Here is a 16243-nt window from a genome sequence, read left to right as displayed (position 1 = left end):
TCCGGCCCGCACCGCGGGCACGATCGTCAAGGACGAGGGCGAGGGCGGCAAGCAGCTGGCCGAGTTCCTGGCCGGCCAGAAGTTCATCTGATCCCGCTCGCTCTGTCGTTCGTTGTTCCTTCGTTCAATCGCAGGAGATTGAAGTCCCATGGCTGAAGTTCTCGTCTTTGTCGATCACGTGGACGGTACGGTCCGCAAGCCCACGCTGGAACTGCTGACGCTCGCGCGCCGGGTCGGTGAGCCGGTCGCGGTGGCGCTGGGTGCCGGTGCCGCGGGTACGGCCGGTGTGCTGGCCGAGCACGGTGCGGTGAAGGTGCTGGTGTCCGAGGCGTCCGAGTACGCGGACTACCTGGTGGTGCCGAAGGTGGATGCGCTGCAGGCGGCGTATGACGCGGTGTCGCCGGTGGCGGTGCTGGTGCCGTCGTCCGCGGAGGGCAAGGAGATCGCGGCCCGCCTCGCGGTGCGGATCGGGTCGGGGATCATCACCGACGCGGTGGATCTGGAGGCCGGTGAGCAGGGTGTGGTGGCGACGCAGTCGGCGTTCGCGGCGTCGTTCACGACGAAGTCCCGTATCTCGCGCGGCACGCCGGTGATCACGGTGAAGCCGAACTCGGCGCCGGTGGAGCCGGTGACGGGCGCGGGTGCGGTGGAGGAGCTGGCGGTGGAGTTCTCCGCGTCGGCCTCGGGTACGAAGGTGCTGTCGCGGACGCCGCGTGAGTCGACGGGTCGTCCGGAGCTGACGGAGGCCGCGATCGTCGTGTCCGGCGGCCGTGGCGTCAACGGCGGGGAGAACTTCGCGATCATCGAGGGCCTCGCCGACTCGCTCGGTGCCGCCGTCGGTGCCTCGCGTGCGGCGGTCGACGCCGGCTGGTACCCGCACACCAACCAGGTCGGCCAGACCGGCAAGTCCGTCTCGCCGCAGCTGTACATCGCCTCCGGCATCTCGGGTGCGATCCAGCACCGGGCGGGCATGCAGACCTCGAAGACGATCGTCGCGATCAACAAGGACGCCGAGGCCCCGATCTTCGACCTCGTCGACTACGGCGTCGTCGGCGACCTCTTCAACGTCGTCCCGCAGCTCACCGACGAGGTCACCACCCGCAAGGGCTGACCCGTCCGTCCATCAGGGCGAACGACGCTGCGGGGCCGCACGGTGGGTTTCACCGTGCGGCCCCGCACCCGTCGTGTCGGGCGATCGGCCGGCGTCGGCCGACCGGCCCGGCGACGATCGATCAGGCCAGCAGCTCCTCGATGAGGTCCGCGGCCCGCGGGGTGCCGCCCTCGGCCCGCGCCTCGGCCCGTAGCCTCGCCGAGCGGCCGGCCACCTCGGGGTCGGCGACGAGTTCGGTCAGTGCCGTGCGCAGCACCTCGGCGGTGGCGTCCGCGGTGTCGACGCGGCGGCCCACCCCCAGGTCCACGAGCCGGTCGGCGTTCATGAACTGGTCGGCGCCCTGCGGGACGGCGATCATCGGAACCCCCGTGTACAGCCCTTCGGAGCTGCCGCCCATCCCGGCATGGGTGACGAAGGCGTCGGCCTGTTCCAGGATCGCGAACTGCGGTACCCAGGAGTGCACTTCAACGTTTCCCGGGATGGCGCCGAGCTCGGCCCGGTCGGTGTGCCTGCCGACCTGGAGCACGACGTGCCAGCCGGGCAGGTCGCCGTACGCGGCCAGGCACTGGCGGTAGAACTCGGGCCGGTTGGTGTACGCCGAGCCCAGCGAGACCAGCAGCACGCGCTCCGCGTCCGCGGGGCGGGTCCAGGTCTGCTCGGCGGCGCGCCCGCCGAAGCAGGGGCCGACGAACGTCACGGTGTCCGTGTCGACGGCCTCGCCGTGCGGCTGCATCGCCGCGGGAATGAGGGCGAGGGTGTGCGCGGGACGCCCGGAGAAGACGTCCATGTCGGTGGTGGAGGCGCCGCAGTCGGCGAGCCACTGGGTGAAACGCGCCCGGTACGCGTCGGCGCCGGGCATCGCCCACAGATGCGCCGCCACGTCCTGGTCGTAGCCCTCCCAGGCCACGAGGGTCGGGGACAGCTGCATCAGCGGGCGCTTCTGCGACTCGGCCAGCGCGCGCCCGGCGTACGCCCCGATGTCGTACAGGTACAGATCCGCGGGGTCGTCGTCGTAGAAGGCCCGCAGCTGCGGGAGGGCCTGGACGGCGTCGTCGAGGAAGAGGCCCATCGCGCCGATGGCGTCGTCGGGCCAGTTGTTGTCGGCGACCGGCAGGACGGAGCCGTACGGGACGAACTCCGCGCCGGTGGCCTCGATCCGCTCGGCCACCGCCGGGTCGTTGGCGTACGTCACCCGGTGGCCGCGGGCCACCAGTTCACGGATGACCTCGAGACTCGGCAGGACATGGCTGACGGCCGGGATGCCGACCATGGCGATGTGGGCACGGCGACGTGACATGGAAGATCACTCGATTCAGGTCTGCGGCGAAGGGGACAAGGCGAACCCGTGCGTCCGCCGCTCCGACCCGATTCCGGGTCGTGGGCGCGCACTGGGCATGCCGGACGGAGGCGGGGCACTGCCCCGTCCCGCGTCAGCCGTAGAGCTGCTGGAAGAACATGCGAAAGACCCTACCCGGTGCCCGGGCCCGCCGCGCGTGCTTTTCGGCGGGCCCGGGCGCGGGAGGCCTCACTCGGACGGGGCGGCCTCACTCCGACGGGGGCGGTGTCACTCCGGCGGGGCGGCGGCTTCGAGCGCGTCGACGGTGCCCGACATGATCGTGCGCACGTGGGCGGTGATGTGTTCCGCCGGCCAGTCCCACCAAGCCACGGCGAGCAGCCGGGCGACGTCCCGGTCGTCGTAGCGGGTGCGCAGGAGGCGGGCGGGGTTGCCGCCGACGATCCCGTAGTCGGGCACGTCCTTGGTGACCACGGAACCGGTGCCGATGATCGCCCCGTTCCCGATCCGCACCCCGGGCAGCACGGTGGCGCCGTGACCGAACCAGACGTCATGGCCGACGACGGTGTCGCCCCGGCCGGGCAGCCCGGTCAGCAGGTCGAAGTGGTCCGCCCACGATCCGCCCATCGTGGGGAACGGGAAGGTGGAGGGGCCGTCCATGCGGTGGTTGGCCCCGTTCATGATGAACCGCACCCCGGTGCCCAGGGCGCAGAACCGGCCGATGACCAGCTTCTCCGGACCGTAGTGGTGGAGGACGTTGCGCGTCTCGAACGCGGTGGCGTCGTCCGGGTCGTCGTAGTACGAGTACTCCCCCACCTCGATCAGCGGGGACTGCACCAGGGGCCTGAGCTGCACCACGCGCGGCTGGTCGGGCATCGGGTGGAGCACGGTCGGATCGGCCGGTACGGGCATGGCGCGCGATTCCTTCACGGTGGCGGGCAGGACCGGCTCCATGATCGCGCGACCGCTCCCGCCACGACACCGGTTTTGCCCTGTCGGACGACGAACCGGGCGACTGCCGGGCGGACCGGGGATCCGCCCGGCAGTCGGTACCGAGTGCCGGGACGTCAGGACGTCAGGGCTGCAGCGGCATCGTCCAGCAGTTGGACGATGTGCTCCTGCCCGAGAGGCGGTCGGTCATCCAGGAGATCGCGTCGCCCTGGTCGGTGATCAGCGGGACCAGATGGTTGGTCAGGAGCTTGTCCCCGAGGTTCGGCAGCACGATCGCGTCATAGGTGACGTCGGCGCCCTTGCGGCACCAGTCCACGGCCAGTTGGCGCGCCTGCGCGTGGGGCACGATGTCGTCCTGCACACCGGTGGCCAGGCGCACCGGTCCGGTGGGCTTCAGCGTTCCGATGCGCTGCCTGTCGAGGGCGGCCTGTGCCTTGGGCTCGGCGGCGATGACGTCGCCGAGGGACTTGCCGCTGGTGGTCCACTTGGTGCTCTTGGTGAAGCCGTAGCCGAAGATCGCGTCGCCGACGCACATGGTCGAGGCGTCCTTCAGCGCGGCGCGGCCGGCGTCGTTGACGTTGGCCTCGACGACGTCCCTCAGATCGGCGTCGGCCTGGGCGAATCCGTTGATCGACCAGGCCAGCGCGCCGGCGAGCGCGCTGCCGTCGATGCCCTTCATCGTCGCGGTCAGGTTGGCGGGCGGCGCACCGGCATAGGTACCGGCGAGCTTGACGTCGGGTGCGTAGGAGGGCTGGAGTTCGGCCGCGGACGCGCTGGCGCCGCCGCCCTGGCTGTAGCCGTACAGACCGGTGCGCGAGTCGGGCGTGATCGAGGTGCCGGGCAGTTGGTGCGCGGCGCGGGCCGCGTCCAGCAGGGCGTGGCCCTGGTCGAGCCGGTTGACGTAGGTGTGGAGCCGGTCCGTCGTGCCGAGGCCGACGTAGTCGGTGACCACGACGGCGACGCCGGCGGAGAGCAGACGGTAGATCGCCAGCGTCTCGTAGCCGACCGAAACGGTCTCGGGGCTGAGGGTCAGCGGGTGCTGGAGGGTCATGGAGGGCGCGCACTGGTCGCCCTGGCCGACGGTTCCGGAGGCCAGCGCCACCAGGGGACGTGTGCCCGGTCCCTTCCAGGCGGCGGACGGTTCTATGTAGGCGCCGGTGACCGCGACGCCCTGTCCGCCCGAGTCGGTGGAGCGATACATCAGCCGGGTGGCCGTGCCCGGCATCGGCCGGCCGTCGAGGCCCGGCAGGCTCAGCCCGAGCGGCAGCGGCTCGTGGCGGATCACCGTGCCGTTTGCGGCGGGCAGTTCGGACGGCGGGTTGTAGAAGGCGGGGATGGTGACCCCTCGGGACACCACGGGCTGGGCCCCGTCGTTGGCGGACGCGGGTGCGGCGTACGCGGCCACGCAGGCCGCCGCGGTCACGGCGACGGCCACCGCGCGCATGCCACCGGCGCGTGGCCCACGGACTGGGGGAACCATGGGGGACGTCGTGGGGGAGATGGAAGGCGAACGGGTGTTCCTGCGGCTCACAGCTCACTCCTCGCTCTGCTCGGAATGCGGGTGAACGCAAGCTAGCAGCGGCACTTACCGAAGGTAACCCGTCGGTAAGTTACGCTGTGGTAACTGTCGAATCGGCCCCTCTGGACCACCCCCGCTCGGCACCTTCACCCCGTAGCGCCGGTGCAGGGAAGCGGAGAGCGGCCCTCGGTCGGCGGCGTGCGACCCCTCCCCCAAGCGTTGACAGTGCCGTCTCCCCGTGCGAGCGTCGAAGCGCTTCGACGATCGTGGCGGTACGGCGGGCAGCCGTTCCTGTCACCCGGCCACACCTTGGGACGGACATGGCGCTCTTCGACAACCCCGTGATTCCCGGCTTCAGTCCGGACCCGAGCATCTGCCGGGCGGGCGACGACTACTACGTGGCGACGTCCAGCTTCGAGTACGTGCCCGGGGTGCCCCTGTGGCACAGCCGCGACCTGGTGAACTGGCGGTTGATCGGCCACGCGCTGGACCGGCCCGGTCAGTTGGAACTGCCGGAGACCGTTCCGGCCTCGTGCGGCGTGTACGCGCCCACGCTGCGCCACCACGACGGCCGCTTCTGGATGATCACGACCGTGGTCACCGACGCCGGCACCGTCCTGGTGACCGCGAAGGACCCCGCCGGGCCCTGGTCCGACCCGGTGCCGGTCGGCGTACCCGGCATCGACCCCGATCTGGCCTGGGACGAGGACGGCGCCTGCTGGTGCGTGTACTCGGACGACGGCATCCGCGCGGTGCGCATCGATCCGGAGACAGGCGAAGTGCTGGACGAGCCGGTGGCGTTGTGGTCCGGCACCGGTCTGCAGTACCCCGAAGGACCGCACCTGTACCGGATCGGCGACTGGTGGTACCTGCTGCTGTCGGAGGGCGGCACCGAACGCGGTCACGCGATGTCGGTGGCCAGGGCCCGCAGCCTGCCCGGTCCGTTCGAACCTCACCCGGACAACCCCGTGCTCTCGCACCGCAGCACGAGCCACCCGGTGCAGAACGTCGGCCACGGCGACCTCGTACAGGCGCATGACGAGACCTGGTGGATGGTGCTGCTGGGTACCCGGCCCCGCGGCGACACCCCGAAGTACCACGGCCTGGGCCGGGAGACCTTCTTGGCGCCTGTCCGCTGGGAGGACGAGTGGCCACTGCCGGGGCCGGTGGACCTGCGGGCCGAGGCTCCCGCACTGTCGCCGCACCCGTGGCCCGACGAGGCGGACCGGGACGACTTCGACTCCCCCGCGCTCGCGCCGTGCTGGGTGTCACTGAGGCGGCACGATCCGGCCGCCGTCCGCCTGGACGAGCGCCCGGGCCACCTGGTGCTCCACGCCCGCGCGGACAGCCTCGACCTGCCCGGCGCGCTCTTCGTGGGGCGGCGGCAGCAGGACCCCGACTGCAGCGCCCGTACGCGCGTCGAGGTCGCCCCGGGCGGGCTGGGCGGGCTCGTGGTGCGGCTCGACGAAGCGCACCACTACCGGGTCGAGACGGACGGCGCCGGTACGGTCCACGTCGTCGCCAGGATCGGCCCGCTGTGCCACAGCGTGGCCGAACACACGGTGCCGCCGGGCCCGTTGACCCTGCGGATCGACGTCACCACCGCGGTGACCCTGCCGCCCTCCGTCACGGACCCGGGGGCGACGGCTCCGCCCGGCCTGCGGGTCGGCGGGCCCGACACCCTGCATCTGGGGTACGAGACGGCCGAGGGCGTCTTCGAGGTCCTGGCCGCACTCGACGGCCGCTACCTCACCACGGAGGTCGCCGGGGGCTTCACCGGCCGGGTGATCGGCATGTACGCGACCCGGGGCAGTGCGGCCTTCGACTGGTTCGGCCTGAGCCCGGCGTGACCGCGGGGGCGGGGGCGGAGCGCGTGCCGGGCGTGACCGCCGGAGCGGAAGCGGAACGCGCGCCGGGACACCGCTCGCGTTCCACTCCGCCCGTACCGCGCGGCGCTCAGTTCGGATGCACCGGCCGGACGGCCGTCGGATCGCAGTGGGCCGCGCACGCCGGCAGGTAGACCTCGTTGCCGACCAACATCAAGCACCCTGGCGGGCGGTGTGAGAACAAGCCGGCGCCCCTTGGGGGGCCCGGTTGCACCAACCCGCGCCGCAGAGAGGAGGATGCGGAGCGGGAGGGGATTTGAATGAGTTCAAAAATGGAGCATCCGGTGCAGGCGCGGGCACGGGTGCGGGACAGGTTCGGTGCGGTGCTGGCCACGTCCGTGTCCGTGCTGTTCGTCGAGGCCGCGATCGGGGCGATCGCTCTTGTCGTGTGGGGCCAGACCCAGGAGAGTCCGCGCCTGGCGCCCAACTCACTGGGGACCATCTTCCTGATCCTGCTGGCGCCCGTCATGGCTGCCGTCGGAGCTGTCGTCGGCACCCTGTTGTCGGTCGGCGTGGTGATGCCGCTCCTGACCGCGGCCGGGTGGCTCGGCCGCGGGCTCTCGGGGCGCGAGGCATGGTGGTGGGTTCCGGTGGTGACAGCCACCGGAGCCGCTCCGCCCGTCCTGACCGGGACGGTGCTCGCCGGGTCCGGTCCGCTGGCAGGCCTCGGCGGCTGGCTCATGGTGACAGCGGTGCTCGTTCCCCCGGCGCTGGTCGCCCGAAGGCTGCTGTCGGCGGACCGTCGACGGCTCACCGGCGCTGCCATGTTCTGGCGGGTGGTGATGTACGGGACGCTCGCCGTCATCGCCGCCTGCACGCTCGCCGTCAGCGCGCTCGCCGCGGGGATCGGGTACGAGCCTCCGCGGCTGAGCGCGGACCGGATCGCCGGGACGTGGTCCGACGGGAGGGGCGGCACGCTCCGCCTCACGACAGACGGCGCGGCCGCGGCCACCCGCGTCAACACGTTCGAGTCCGACGGCTCGTTCGAGTACGTGGCACACCCGTGCACCGGCACCGGGAGGTGGGAGTACGCCTCCGGTTCCGGGCCGTGGTCCCAGGTCGTGAACGTATCCATCGGCGCGTGCGCGATGGACGCCTGGGAGGTGTTCGGCACGCCCGAACATCCGAAGCTCTACGTGTTCATCGGCGATCCCGACTCCGTGGACCTCTACATCCTGCGACGCCAGCACCAAGATGTGTCCGCACCCATCGACTCCGCCCCGTAGAGCCAGGAACGGACCGAGGAGAGGTCGCCTGGGGCGCGGGCCTTCTCGCGAGGTCGCGGGCCGGGGCGTTCGGGACCCTTGTCGGAAAACTATGAATGATGGTTCACTTCTTTCATGGCCTACCGCAAGACCCCAGCCGAAATGCAGCGCCTCGAGTCGGCCCGTGAGCATCTGGTCGCCCGGGCGACCGACGTCGTCGCCGAAGTGGGCTGGTCAGGGGCGTCCGTGACCGCGGTCGCCGGCGCCGCGGGCATCGCGGCGGGCTCGGTGTACCAGCACTTCGCGTCGAAGTCCGCCCTCGCGGTCGAGGTCTTCCGACGGGCGGCGGGGCACGAGGTGGAGGTCCTCGAATCCGTGCTGAACGGCGCCGGTTCCCCGGTCGAGCGGCTCGCCGACGGCGTCCGGGTCTTCGCCCGCCGCGCCCTCGAAAGCCGCGGCCTGGCCCACGCCCTGCTCGCCGCTCCGGCCGATGCCGCGGTCGGTGCGGAACGGCTCGTCTTCCGTCGCCGCTACCGCGCGGTGTTCGCCGAAGTGATCCGCGAGGGCATGGCCGAGGGACTGCTGCCGCCCCAGAACGGGGAGGTCACCGCCGCGGCGCTCACCGGCGCGGTCGGTGAGGTCCTCGTGGCGCCGCTGGGCGCAGGCACTGCGGAGGAGGACGACGACGACCAGGACATCGTCGCCGAACTGACCGCCATGGCACTGCGCTGCGCGGGCGCCGCCCCTCTCCCCCGCATCTGAACCGTCACACGTCCCTGCCCCAGGAGGGCTTCATGTCCGACACCGCCGCAGCACTCCACAGCCGTCCGACCGCCACCACCCACGAGGTGACGAACCAGCCGCCGCCGCTGTCCGGCCACGACGTCGCCGACGACCCGGTGCTGGTGGAGGGCGTGCGCCGCGAGGGTGCCCAGTGGTACCTGGACGATCTGCACCGGCTGGGCCGCCGCGCCGGCAGCGAGGAGGTACAGCGCTGGGCGGACGAGGCCAACCGCCACGAGCCGAGGCTGCGCACCCATGACCGCTACGGCCACCGCATCGACGAGGTCGAGTTCCACCCCTCGTACCACTCCCTCATGGACGTGGCGATCAGCGAGGGGCTCGGCGGCGCCGCCTGGGCCGACGAGCGGCCCGGTGCGCACGTGGCCCGCGCGGCGGGCTTCATGGTGTGGAGCAGTACGGAAGCGGGCCACGGCTGCCCCGTATCGATGACGTACGCGGCGGTCCCCGCCCTGCGTCACGCCCCGGACCTCGCCAGGACGTACGAGCCCCTGCTGACCAGCCGCGTGTACGAGTCCGGGCTGCGCACACCGGCCGAGAAGCCCGGTCTGCTCGCGGGGATGGGCATGACGGAGAAGCAGGGCGGCACCGATGTGCGCGCCAACACGACCGCCGCCACGCGACAGACGGACGGCACCTGGCGGTTGCGCGGCCACAAGTGGTTCACGAGCGCCCCGATGAACGACCTCTTCCTCGTACTCGCCCAGGCCCCGGCCGGGCTGTCCTGCTTCCTGGTCCCCCGGGTCCTGCCGGACGGCAGCCGCAACACGTTCCGCATCCAGCGCCTCAAGGACAAGCTCGGCAACCGCTCCAACGCCAGCAGCGAGCCCGAGTTCGACGACACCGTGGCCTGGCTCGTCGGGGACGAGGGCCGGGGCGTGCGCACGATCATCAACATGGTCACCATGACCCGCCTGGACTGCGTGCTCGGTTCCGCCGCCGGCACCCGCGCGGCGCTCGCCCAGGCAGCCCACCACGTACGCCACCGGGCCGTGTTCGGTGCCAAGCTGATCGACCAGCCACTGATGCGCAACGTCATCGGCGACCTGGCGCTGGAGTCCGAGGCCGCGACCACGCTGGCGCTGCGCCTGGCCGGCGCGGCGGACCGTGCGCAGCAGGGCGACACCCAGGAGCGCGCCTTCCTGCGGCTGGCCACCGCCGTCGGCAAGTACTGGGTGTGCAAGCGCCAGCCCGCCGCCGTCGCCGAGGCCCTCGAATGCCTGGGCGGCAACGGGTACGACGAGGAGTCCGGCATGCCCCGCCTCTACCGCGACGCTCCGCTCAACGGCATCTGGGAGGGATCGGGCAACGTCAACGCCCTGGACATGCTGCGCGCCCTGTCCCGTGAGCCGGAGTCGCTCCAGGCCCTGAGCGCGGAGATCGAGGCCGCTGCCGGAGCCGACCGTCGTCTGGACGACGCCTGGCGGAAGCTCCGGGGTGAGCTCGCCCTCACCGAGGACGCGCCCCTTCGCGCCCGTCGCGTCATCGAACGCGCGGCACTCGTCCTCCAGGGCTCCCTGCTCGTACGCCACGCCCCGGCCGCCGTCGCCGACGCCTTCTGCGCGTCGCGACTGGCCGGGGACCGGGGCCTGGCCTTCGGAACCCTGTCGGCCGGGACGGACTTCGCTGGGCTGCTGGCCCGACTGCCTGTCTGACCGGCCTTCCGCGGCCGGCTTCCCGTCACGGGCCGGCCGCGCACGCCCGTTTCCCTTACGTTCCCGTGACGTGCCGGGTCGTCGGCGCCCGGTTCGCCCCGGCCCGGCCTACCGTGGGCGCCATGCGAGTACTGGTCACCGGCGGCGCCGGGTTCATCGGTTCGGAGATCGTGCGGACCCTCGTGTCGGCCGGGCACGAGGCGGTGGTGCTTGACGCCCTGCTCCCTTCGGCGCACGGCGACGGCGCCGTGCCGCCCGACACCGGCAGCGGGTTCGTCGTGGCGGACGTGCGCGACCGCGAGGCCGTGGACCGTGCGCTGCGCGGCGTTGACGCGGTCTGTCACCAGGCGGCGATGGTCGGCCTCGGCAAGGACTTCGCGGACGCGCCGGACTACGTGGGGTGCAACGACCTCGGAACGGCCGTGCTGCTCGCGGCGATGGCCCGCGCGGGGGTACGGAATCTGGTCCTCGCGGGGTCGATGGTGGTCTACGGGGAGGGGCGGTACGACTGCCGGCTCCACGGCCGGGTCCGGCCCGGGCCCCGCGCGGAAGCCGATCTGGCCGAGGGCCGGTTCGAGCCCCGCTGCCCTTCCTGCGGCACGGAACTGGTCCCCGGGCTCGTCGGCGAGGACGCGCCGGTGGACCCGCGCAATGTGTACGCGACGACCAAGCTCACCCAGGAGCACCTCGCCTCCTCGTGGGCGCGGGCGACGGGCGGGCGCGCGGTGTCGCTGCGCTACCACAACGTGTACGGGCCGGGCATGCCGCGCGACACCCCGTACGCCGGTGTCGCCTCCTTCTTCCGCTCGGCCCTGGCCCGGGGCGAGGCGCCCCGCGTGTTCGAGGACGGCGGCCAGCGCAGGGACTTCGTCCATGTGCGGGACGTGGCCGCCGCGAACGCCGTCGCGCTGGAAGCGGTCGCGGGGCTCGGGCCCGGCAGTTTCGCCGCGTACAACACCGGGAGCGGGCAGCCGCACACCATCGGCGAGATGGCCGCCGCCCTGGCATCGGCCCACGGGGGCCCGGCCCCGGTGGTCACCGGTGAGTACCGGCTCGGGGACGTACGCCATGTCACGGCGGACTCGCGGCGGCTGCGCGACGAACTGGGGTGGAAGCCGGAGGTGGGCTTCGCCGAGGGGATGGCGGGGTTCGCGGCGGCGCCGCTGCGGGAGGGAGCCTCGGTATGAGGCTCACGCCACCGGCAGCGTCACCTCGAAGCAGCAGCCGCCGCTGACGTTGCGGACGTCCGCCCGGCCGGCGTGCGCCTCGACGATCCCGCGCACGATGGCGAGCCCGAGGCCCGCGCCGGCCGGTGGCGTACGGGCGTGGGTACCGCGCCAGCCGGTGTCGAAGACCCTGGGCAGGTCCTCCTCCGGGATGCCGCCGCAGCCGTCGGTCACCGAGAGCACCACCCCGCCGCCCGTGCGGTGGGCGGCCACCGCGACGGTGCCGTCGGCGGGGGTGCGGCGGATGGCGTTGATCAGGAGGTTGCCCAAAACACGGCTCATCTCCTTGCCGTCGACCTCGATGGGCACCGCCTCGATCCGGTCGCCCACCAGCCGTACACCGTGCTCCCGCGCCAGCGGGTCGGCCCCGGCGAGCGCGTCGCCCACCAGGTCGTAGACGGAGATCCGGGTGGGGGTGAGGGTGAGCGAACCGGCGTGGATGCGGGAAAGCTCGAAGAGGTCGCCGACCATGTCGTTCATCCGCTCCACCTCGGTGCGTATCTGCCGCAGATAGCGCCGCGAGTCGACGGCCATGCCGTCCTCCAGCGCCTCGGACATGGCACGCAGTCCGGCGAGCGGGGTGCGCAGGTCGTGCGAGATCCAGGCGACGAGCTCCCGCCGCGAGGTCTCCAGGGCGCGCTCCCGCTCGCGCGAACTGTCGAGCTTGGCGCTGGTGGCGGCCAGTTCGCGGGTGAGCGCGGCGAGTTCGGCCGTGGCCGGGGCCTCGGGGGCGGCGAAGGTGCCGCCGTCGCCGAAGGAACGGGCGGCGAGCGTCAGATCGCGGCTCCGCGCAGCCACCCAGCGGCCCAGGAGCATCGCGGTGGCGAGCGAGACGACGGCGGCCATGGCCACCACGATGGTGACCACGGTGAGGTCGTGCGGCGACAGGAACATCTCCCAGGCGACGGCCAGCGTGCCGGCGAGCATCGCGGTGACGGCCACGGCGGCGACGACGGTCAGCGAGACGACGAGCGATCGGTGCCGGGAGAGCCGCAGCACGAGTGCGCCGAGCAGTCCCGCGGCTGCGGCGCCCAGGAAGGCGAAGAGCGCGATGAGGAGGATGTCGGTCATGCCGGCGCTCCGGAGCCGGAGCCGGTAGCAGGCGTGGAATCGGTGCAAGGCGTGGAAGCGGTGGAAGGCGTGGAAACGGCGGGGGCGGCGGCCCGGTCCCCAGGCAGGTCCAGTCGGTAGCCGACGCCCCAGACCGTACGGATCAGCTCCGGGCGGGCCGGATCGGCCTCGACCTTCCCGCGCAGCCGGCGGACGTGGACGGTCACGGTCGACAGGTCCCCGAAGTCCCATCCCCAGACCCCGCTCATCAGCTCCTCGCGGGTGAAGGCCCGGCCCGGGTGTCGCAGGAGGAAGGCGAGCAGGTCGAACTCCCGCAGGGTGAGGGCGAGCGCCCGGCCGTCGAACGTCGCGCGCCGGGCCGCGGGGTCCAGGACCAGGCCCGCGCCTTCGAGCAGTTCGGGGCGGCCGGGAGGTGTCGCGGCCGCCCGGGCGCGGCGCAGCACGGAGTCGACGCGCAGGACGAGTTCGCGGGGGCTGAACGGCTTGGTGACGTAGTCGTCCGCCCCCGTCTCCAGGCCGAGGATGCGGTCGTCCTCGTCGCCGCGCGCGGTGAGCATGATGACCGGCACGGGTCCGTGCGCCCGCATGCGGCGGCAGACCTCGAAGCCGTCCATGCCCGGCAGCATCAGGTCCAGGACGGCGAGGTCCGGACGGCGGGCGGCGTACTGGTCGAGCGCGGCCGGGCCGTTCGACGCCCGCGCCACCTCGTATCCGGCCCCGGTCAGGTACCCGGCGACCACCTCCGCCACCGTGGGGTCGTCGTCCACGACGAGCACATGGCCGCGCGGGGAGGCGCCGCGAGCCGGCGCACCCGGCGGAGGCAAGGCTCCGGGCTCCGGGCGGGGTGCCGGCGCCCCGTCGGCGGGGCGGCGCGGTGAGGGGTCCGGGGTCGGCTGCATGCCCCCCACCTTGGCACCCGCCGCGGCCAAGCGCGGACACCCCTGCGCCGCCGACCGCCGACGTCCACATTCCGTAAGATTCCGGAACCCGAATTGTCGCTTTTCGCTCCGTAGGGTGAGCCGGGTGACTGCTCCCTCGGATACCTCCGGCCTCTGCGCCGATATCGTCCTGCCCTGTCTTAACGAAGCCGGCGCACTGCCCGGGGTGCTGGCCGCGGTCCCGCGTGGCTGGCGGGCGATCGTCGTGGACAACGGTTCCACCGACGGTTCGGCCGCACTGGCCGCTTCCCTCGGCGCCTCGGTGGTGCGTGAGCCGCAGCGGGGCTTCGGCGCGGCCTGCCAGGCCGGGCTGCTCGCCGCCGAGGCCGAGTTCGTCTGCTTCTGCGACTGCGACGGCTCGCTGGACCCCGGTCTGCTCCCCGGACTCGTCGCCCGGGTCGCCGCCGGGGAGAGCGACCTGCTGCTCGGCCGCCGTCGCCCCCAGGGGCGCGGCGCCTGGCCCCTGCACGCACGGGCGGGCAACGCGGCGCTTGCGCGGATGCTGCGCCGGCGCACGGGGCTGCGTCTGAGCGACCTCGGACCGATGCGGGCCGCGCGCCGGGCCGATCTGCTGGCACTCGGCCTCACCGACCGCCGCAGCGGCTACCCGCTGCAGATGGTCGTGCGCGCCGCCGACGCGGGACTGCGCGTCACCGAGACGGACGTCCCGTACCTCCCGCGGACGGGGAAGTCGAAGGTCACCGGCACCTGGCGGGGCACCTGGCACGCGGTGCGCGACATGCGCGCCGTGCTGGCGGAGCCACCGGTCCGGATGGGGGCCACGCGATGAACCGACCCCGGTCCGACACGGCCCGTCTCGCCCCGGCCGGGGCGACGACCCTGCTCGTCATCGCGAAGGAGCCGCTGCCCGGCCGGGTCAAGACCCGGCTCACTCCGCCGTTCTCCCCCGCCGAGGCCGCGCGACTCGCCGAGGCGGCACTGGCCGACACGCTGCGTACCGTGCGGGCGCTGCCCGCCGCGCGGCGCGCGGTCGTCCTGGACGGGCGGCCGGGGCCGTGGCTGCCGCCCGGCGTCGAGGTGGTGGCGCAGGGCCCGGGACGTCTCGACGAACGGCTGGCCGCCGCGTTCGCCGCCTGCACCGGGCCGACCCTGCTGATCGGAATGGACACCCCGCAGATCACCGCCTCCGATCTGGCTCCCGCCCTCTCCCCCCACGCCTGGGACGACTGCGACGCCTGGTTCGGCCCCGCCGAGGACGGCGGGTTCTGGGCGCTGGGCCTGGCCGAACCCGACCCCGGGCTCCTGCGCGGCGTGCCGATGTCGGTGCCCGAGACCGGTGCGGTACAGCGGCGCCGGCTGGTCGACGCCGGACTGGCCGTCCGCGATCTCCCCCGGCTGCGGGACGTGGACACCGCGGCCGACGCCACGCACGTGGCCGCACTCGCGCCGCACGGACGGTTCGCCGCCGAACTCGCCCGGCTGACCGGGGCGGTGGTCCGATGAGCCGTACGGGCCAGGACCGTGACGTGATGAGCGCCCCCCATCCGGACGTCGCCTCGTGGGGCACCGATCCCTACGCCAACGCGCTGCGCAACGGACACGGCCCGCTCTTCCTCCGCCGTACGGACGGCTGGCTGCTGCCGCTGGACGTGGAGCGGTGGTGTGCCGGCGCGGACGCCGCGGACCTGTCGGCGCTGCGCCGTTGCGAGGGGTCCGTCCTGGACATCGGCTGCGGGCCCGGGAGGCTGGTCGCCGCGCTGGCGGCCCGGGGCCACCGCGCGCTCGGCATCGACGTCAGCGAGGCCGCGGTCGAGCGCACCCTGCGGCTCGGCGGTTCGGCACTGCGCCGCTCCGTTTTCGAACCCCTCCCGGCCGAGGGGCGCTGGGGCACCGTCCTGCTCCTCGACGGCAACGTCGGGATCGGCGGTGACCCGTCCCACCTGCTGCGGCGCACGGCGGACCTGCTGGCCCCGGGCGGGCTCCTCATCGCCGAGACCGCACCGCACGACATCGACGAGCGGGTCCGGGTGCTGCTGGACGACGGGGGCGCCTCCACCGCCGGGCCGCCGGCCGCCCCGTTCCCGTGGGCCCGGCTCGGCACGTCCGCACTGCTGGGATACGCCCGCCACCACGACCTGCACCGCGTCGATCAGTGGGACGCGGACGGCCGCTCCTTCGTCTCCCTGCGACGCTGCCGGACCGTCCGGACCACCAGCCAGGCCGCCGACACCGAGAACAGCGCGGCCGTGATCAGCAGCCAGTTCCCCAGGAACACATCGGCCGACAGCCCGCTGGCCGGCTCGTAGCGCTCCGTCTGCCGGGTGATCAGCGGGAACCACACGAGCAGCAGCAGTCCGGAGAGGAAGACCGGCACCCGGACGAAGTTCACCAGGTCCGGGCGCCGGCCGGCCGGCAGGCGCAGCAGCCGGTCCGCGCCGGCGCAGAGCGGAACCAGCACCAGGTCGTGCACGAGGGCGGCGCCGACGAACCACATGATGACGCCCCAGGTGTCCCCCGCCAGCAGCCGTACGCCCGCATAGCCGGCCAGGGCGAAGGAGGCTGCCATCAGCAGGAGGTGCAGCGGCCCCTCCCCGTACCAACGCCGTACGACGGCGCGCGGGTCCA

General features: G+C 73.2%; 14 protein-coding genes and 1 pseudogene. 10 read left to right on the top strand and 5 right to left on the bottom strand.

Annotated features, from left to right (window positions below; genetic code table 11):
* Positions 1–91 (top strand): annotated as a pseudogene (locus ACFYPA_RS33180) (electron transfer flavoprotein subunit beta); the annotation flags it as partial.
* A gap of 57 nt (positions 92–148) precedes the next feature.
* Entirely contained in the window at positions 149–1111 is a 963-nt protein-coding gene (locus ACFYPA_RS33175; RefSeq protein ID WP_389136081.1) for an electron transfer flavoprotein subunit alpha/FixB family protein, read from the top strand.
* Positions 1112–1232: 121 nt separating this feature from the next.
* Here ACFYPA_RS33175 and ACFYPA_RS33170 read toward each other — a convergent pair whose 3' ends face one another.
* The 3 genes from ACFYPA_RS33170 to ACFYPA_RS33160 all read right to left on the bottom strand — a co-directional run bounded on the left by ACFYPA_RS33170 (position 1233) and on the right by ACFYPA_RS33160 (position 4836).
* Positions 1233–2408: a macrolide family glycosyltransferase gene (locus ACFYPA_RS33170; RefSeq protein ID WP_389136079.1), complete on the bottom strand. Its 1176-nt coding sequence runs from the start codon at positions 2406–2408 to the stop codon at positions 1233–1235.
* A 267-nt stretch (positions 2409–2675) separates the two neighbouring features.
* Positions 2676–3317: a CatB-related O-acetyltransferase gene (locus tag ACFYPA_RS33165; protein ID WP_389136085.1), complete on the bottom strand. Its 642-nt coding sequence runs from the start codon at positions 3315–3317 to the stop codon at positions 2676–2678.
* 163 nt (positions 3318–3480) lie between these two features.
* Positions 3481–4836, bottom strand: coding sequence for a lipase family protein (locus tag ACFYPA_RS33160; RefSeq protein ID WP_389136076.1), 1356 nt, complete (start codon positions 4834–4836; stop codon positions 3481–3483).
* 359 nt (positions 4837–5195) lie between these two features.
* Here ACFYPA_RS33160 and ACFYPA_RS33155 point away from each other — a divergent pair, with 359 nt between their 5' ends.
* The 5 genes from ACFYPA_RS33155 to ACFYPA_RS33135 all read left to right on the top strand — a co-directional run bounded on the left by ACFYPA_RS33155 (position 5196) and on the right by ACFYPA_RS33135 (position 11609).
* The gene (locus tag ACFYPA_RS33155; protein WP_389136074.1) at positions 5196–6725 is read left to right on the top strand and encodes a glycoside hydrolase family 43 protein; all 1530 of its coding nucleotides are present in this window, start codon (positions 5196–5198) and stop codon (positions 6723–6725) included.
* A 308-nt stretch (positions 6726–7033) separates the two neighbouring features.
* Positions 7034–7987: a hypothetical protein gene (locus ACFYPA_RS33150; protein WP_359353629.1), complete on the top strand. Its 954-nt coding sequence runs from the start codon at positions 7034–7036 to the stop codon at positions 7985–7987.
* Between the two features lie 114 nt (positions 7988–8101).
* Complete coding sequence (locus tag ACFYPA_RS33145) at positions 8102–8728, top strand: TetR/AcrR family transcriptional regulator (RefSeq protein WP_359085325.1); 627 nt, start codon at positions 8102–8104, stop codon at positions 8726–8728.
* 32 nt (positions 8729–8760) lie between these two features.
* On the top strand, positions 8761–10422 hold the full coding sequence (locus tag ACFYPA_RS33140) for an acyl-CoA dehydrogenase family protein (protein WP_389136070.1): 1662 nt from the start codon (positions 8761–8763) through the stop codon (positions 10420–10422).
* A 122-nt stretch (positions 10423–10544) separates the two neighbouring features.
* Entirely contained in the window at positions 10545–11609 is a 1065-nt protein-coding gene (locus ACFYPA_RS33135) for an NAD-dependent epimerase/dehydratase family protein (RefSeq protein ID WP_389136067.1), read from the top strand.
* A 3-nt stretch (positions 11610–11612) separates the two neighbouring features.
* On the opposite strand, the gene ACFYPA_RS33130 is transcribed toward ACFYPA_RS33135, so the two are convergent.
* Together ACFYPA_RS33130 and ACFYPA_RS33125 are read right to left on the bottom strand one after the other, a co-directional pair.
* Positions 11613–12719: a HAMP domain-containing sensor histidine kinase gene (locus ACFYPA_RS33130; RefSeq protein ID WP_359085328.1), complete on the bottom strand. Its 1107-nt coding sequence runs from the start codon at positions 12717–12719 to the stop codon at positions 11613–11615.
* Positions 12716–13618, bottom strand: a complete 903-nt coding sequence (locus ACFYPA_RS33125; RefSeq protein ID WP_389136064.1) for a response regulator transcription factor — start codon at positions 13616–13618, stop codon at positions 12716–12718. The genes ACFYPA_RS33130 and ACFYPA_RS33125 overlap by 4 nt, the downstream gene beginning before the upstream one ends.
* A 124-nt stretch (positions 13619–13742) precedes the next feature.
* On the opposite strand from ACFYPA_RS33125, the gene ACFYPA_RS33120 reads away from it, so the two are divergent.
* From ACFYPA_RS33120 to ACFYPA_RS33110, 3 genes are read left to right on the top strand one after another with little or no spacing between them, the layout of a single operon-like run.
* Positions 13743–14447, top strand: a complete 705-nt coding sequence (locus ACFYPA_RS33120; RefSeq protein ID WP_359353637.1) for a glycosyltransferase family 2 protein — start codon at positions 13743–13745, stop codon at positions 14445–14447.
* Positions 14444–15121: a DUF2064 domain-containing protein gene (locus ACFYPA_RS33115; protein WP_359317269.1), complete on the top strand. Its 678-nt coding sequence runs from the start codon at positions 14444–14446 to the stop codon at positions 15119–15121. Before ACFYPA_RS33120 ends, ACFYPA_RS33115 begins: the two co-directional genes overlap by 4 nt.
* Positions 15118–15924, top strand: coding sequence for a class I SAM-dependent methyltransferase (locus ACFYPA_RS33110; protein ID WP_389136060.1), 807 nt, complete (start codon positions 15118–15120; stop codon positions 15922–15924). Before ACFYPA_RS33115 ends, ACFYPA_RS33110 begins: the two co-directional genes overlap by 4 nt.
* Positions 15925–16243 lie beyond the last annotated feature (319 nt).

Origin of the sequence: Streptomyces sp. NPDC005775 (assembly GCF_042871565.1) — a bacterium.
GTDB lineage: Bacteria > Actinomycetota > Actinomycetes > Streptomycetales > Streptomycetaceae > Streptomyces.
The sequence above is the reverse complement of the archived record's forward strand: the minus strand, read 5'-3'. Positions and strand labels throughout refer to the sequence as shown.

Coding starts and splice junctions, on each gene's coding strand:
- ACFYPA_RS33125 (WP_389136064.1), bottom strand. CDS start 13,618: ATGCAGCCGACCCCGGACCCCTCACCGCGCCGCCCCGCCGACGGGGCG.
- ACFYPA_RS33115 (WP_359317269.1), top strand. CDS start 14,444: ATGAACCGACCCCGGTCCGACACGGCCCGTCTCGCCCCGGCCGGGGCG.
- ACFYPA_RS33110 (WP_389136060.1), top strand. CDS start 15,118: ATGAGCCGTACGGGCCAGGACCGTGACGTGATGAGCGCCCCCCATCCG.
- ACFYPA_RS33135 (WP_389136067.1), top strand. CDS start 10,545: ATGCGAGTACTGGTCACCGGCGGCGCCGGGTTCATCGGTTCGGAGATC.
- ACFYPA_RS33165 (WP_389136085.1), bottom strand. CDS start 3,317: ATGCCCGTACCGGCCGATCCGACCGTGCTCCACCCGATGCCCGACCAG.
- ACFYPA_RS33150 (WP_359353629.1), top strand. CDS start 7,034: ATGGAGCATCCGGTGCAGGCGCGGGCACGGGTGCGGGACAGGTTCGGT.
- ACFYPA_RS33145 (WP_359085325.1), top strand. CDS start 8,102: ATGGCCTACCGCAAGACCCCAGCCGAAATGCAGCGCCTCGAGTCGGCC.
- ACFYPA_RS33175 (WP_389136081.1), top strand. CDS start 149: ATGGCTGAAGTTCTCGTCTTTGTCGATCACGTGGACGGTACGGTCCGC.
- ACFYPA_RS33130 (WP_359085328.1), bottom strand. CDS start 12,719: ATGACCGACATCCTCCTCATCGCGCTCTTCGCCTTCCTGGGCGCCGCA.
- ACFYPA_RS33170 (WP_389136079.1), bottom strand. CDS start 2,408: ATGTCACGTCGCCGTGCCCACATCGCCATGGTCGGCATCCCGGCCGTC.
- ACFYPA_RS33140 (WP_389136070.1), top strand. CDS start 8,761: ATGTCCGACACCGCCGCAGCACTCCACAGCCGTCCGACCGCCACCACC.
- ACFYPA_RS33155 (WP_389136074.1), top strand. CDS start 5,196: ATGGCGCTCTTCGACAACCCCGTGATTCCCGGCTTCAGTCCGGACCCG.
- ACFYPA_RS33160 (WP_389136076.1), bottom strand. CDS start 4,836: ATGGTTCCCCCAGTCCGTGGGCCACGCGCCGGTGGCATGCGCGCGGTG.